The organism is Burkholderia sp. LMG 13014 (assembly GCF_905232215.1).
GTDB lineage: Bacteria > Pseudomonadota > Gammaproteobacteria > Burkholderiales > Burkholderiaceae > Burkholderia.
Genome location: NZ_CAJNKE010000751.1, coordinates 1 through 2482, shown reverse-complemented (window position 1 = coordinate 2482; position 2482 = coordinate 1). Strand labels below are relative to the sequence as shown.

2 protein-coding genes are annotated in these 2482 nt (G+C 62.9%); both read left to right on the top strand.

Annotated elements, in window-relative coordinates; genetic code table 11:
* Positions 1-141: 141 nt before the first annotated feature.
* Entirely contained in the window at positions 142-1620 is a 1479-nt protein-coding gene (gene istA, locus JYJ84_RS34065; RefSeq protein ID WP_374102156.1) for an IS21 family transposase, read from the top strand.
* Positions 1613-2410 (top strand): IS21-like element helper ATPase IstB, encoded by a 798-nt coding sequence (gene istB, locus JYJ84_RS34060; RefSeq protein WP_175223704.1) that lies wholly within the window; start codon positions 1613-1615, stop codon positions 2408-2410. The genes istA and istB overlap by 8 nt, the downstream gene beginning before the upstream one ends.
* Positions 2411-2482: the final 72 nt, after the last annotated feature.

The following is a 2482-nucleotide window of genomic DNA, read 5'->3' as shown; positions in this document are numbered from 1 at the left end:
TGTTGATGTCCACGCAGAATTGACCCACCTGAGGCAGTAATTTTCATCGAATTTTGACCCACGTGATTGAATGCCCTGCTCAATCTTTGAGCAGGGGATACAGAGGTGATCACGGTGGGCATATTGGCCAAGATCAGGCGGATGTATTTCCGCGAGAAGGTTCCGCTGCGCGAGATTGCCAGGCGCACGGGCCTGTCCCGGAACACGGTGCGCAGCTGGCTTCGGCAGACGGATGCCGTTGAGCCGAAGTACCCGAAGCGCGTCAGCCCGAGCGTCGTCGACAAGTGGGCCGCGCAACTGACGGGCTGGCTGCGGGCAGACAGTCATCGCCCGAAGCGTGACCGGCGCACAGCCCGGTTCATGTTCGAGGCCATCCGCGGCGAGGGCTACGCCGGCAGCTACGGCCGCGTCAGCGCCTTCGTGAGACGCTGGCACGAGGAGCAGGCTGAAGCCCCGCGCAGGAAGGCCTATGTACCGCTGGCCTTCGAACCCGGCGAAGCATTCCAGTTTGACTGGAGCTGCGAATACGCCTTCATCGGCGGGTTGCGGCGACGCCTGGAGGTCGCCCACGTCAAGCTCAATGCCAGCCGGGCATTCTGGCTGGTCGCCTATCCGACCCAGAGTCACGAGATGCTGTTCGATGCGCACGCCCGCGCATTCGCCGCGTTTGGCGGCGTCCCGCGCCGCGGCATCTACGACAACATGAAGACCGCCGTGGACAAGGTCGGCCGCGGCAAGGAGCGCGCGGTCAACGCCCGCTTCGAGGCAATGTGCGGCCATTACCTGTTCGAGCCGGAATTCTGCAACCGTGCCGCCGGCTGGGAGAAGGGCATCGTTGAGAAGAACGTGCAGGACCGGCGCCGCCAGATCTGGCACGAGGCTGCGCTACGACGCTGGGAAACGCTGGAGCTTCTGAACGAATGGGTCGCGGGCCAGTGTCGTCAGGCCTGGCAGATGCGGCACCCGCAGTGGCCCGAGCTGACGGTCGAGGACGTGCTGCAGGACGAGCGCACCAGGCTGATGCCCAATCCACGCCCGTTCGACGGCTATGTCGAGCAGACGCTGCGGGTGTCGTCGACCAGCCTCATCCACTTCCAGCGCAACCGCTACAGCGTGCCCACCGAGTACACGAACCAACTGGTGAGCGTACGCTGCTATCCGGCATATCTCAGCGTCGTCGCCGATGCCCAGGAGATCGCACGCCACGAACGCAGCTTCGAGCGGCACATGACCTTCTACGACTGGCGCCATTACATCACGCTGGTCGAGCGCAAACCCGGCGCGTTGCGCAACGGTGCTCCGTTCGTCACGATGCCACAGCCGCTGCAGCAGTTGCAGCGGCACCTACTGAAGCACCCGGGAGGCGATCGCATCATGACGCAGGTGCTCGCCGCGGTGCGCGAACACGGACTCGATGCCGTGCTGCTTGCCGTGCAGGCAGCGCTGGACTCGGGACGCCCCAGTGGGGAGCACGTTCTGAACGTGCTGAGCCGGTTGAAGGCACCCACCACGAGCACCAACCTCGCGACGACGAAACTCCAGCTTACCGAAGAGCCGGCCGCCGACGTGAGCCGCTACGAAACCCTGCGCGCCAACCCATCGGAGGACCGTCATGTCTAACGACATCGCTGCCCAGCTCAAGGGGCTCAAACTGCATGGCATGGCAAGCACCTGGCCAGAGCTGCTGGCGCAGTCGCGTCACACGGAGTTCGACCCGGAGCGCTTCATGAAGCAGCTGCTGATGGCCGAGACGGCGGAGCGACAGGTGCGCTCGATCGCCTATCAGATGACCGCCGCTCGCTTCCCGGCTCACCGCGACCTGAAGGGCTTCGACTTCGCGCAGGCGCACGTCGACGAAGCGCTGGTTCGAGAACTCAGTGACCTGTCGTTCCTCGCAAGCGCACACAACGTCGTGTTCATCGGTGGCCCCGGCACCGGCAAAACGCACCTCGCCTCAGCGATCGGAATTGAGGCCGTGCAACGCCACGGCAAGCGAGTGCGCTACTTCTCGACCGTCGAGCTGACCAACGCACTGGAGCAGGAGAAGTCCATCGGCAAACAAGGCCAGATCGCCCATAAGCTGATGTACGTCGACCTGGTGATCCTCGATGAACTGGGCTACCTGCCGTTCAGCCAGACCGGTGGCGCATTGCTGTTCCACTTGCTCTCGAAGCTGTATGAACACACGAGTGTCGCGATCACCACCAACCTCAGCTTCGGTGAGTGGGCGACCGTGTTCGGGGACGCAAAGATGACGACGGCGCTGCTGGACCGCGTCACCCATCACTGCCACATCGTCGAAACCGGCAATGAATCCTGGCGCTTCAAGTCCAGTTCTGCCAAGGCGAAGGCGACGAGAAAGAGAGCAGCAAAAGCAGCAGGCAGTGAGGAGTTATCCACACCGGAATAGATGTACTACGCTGTCTCGGGGTGGGTCAGATTTAGATGAAATCGGTGGGTCAAGATTCGATGGAAATCAACA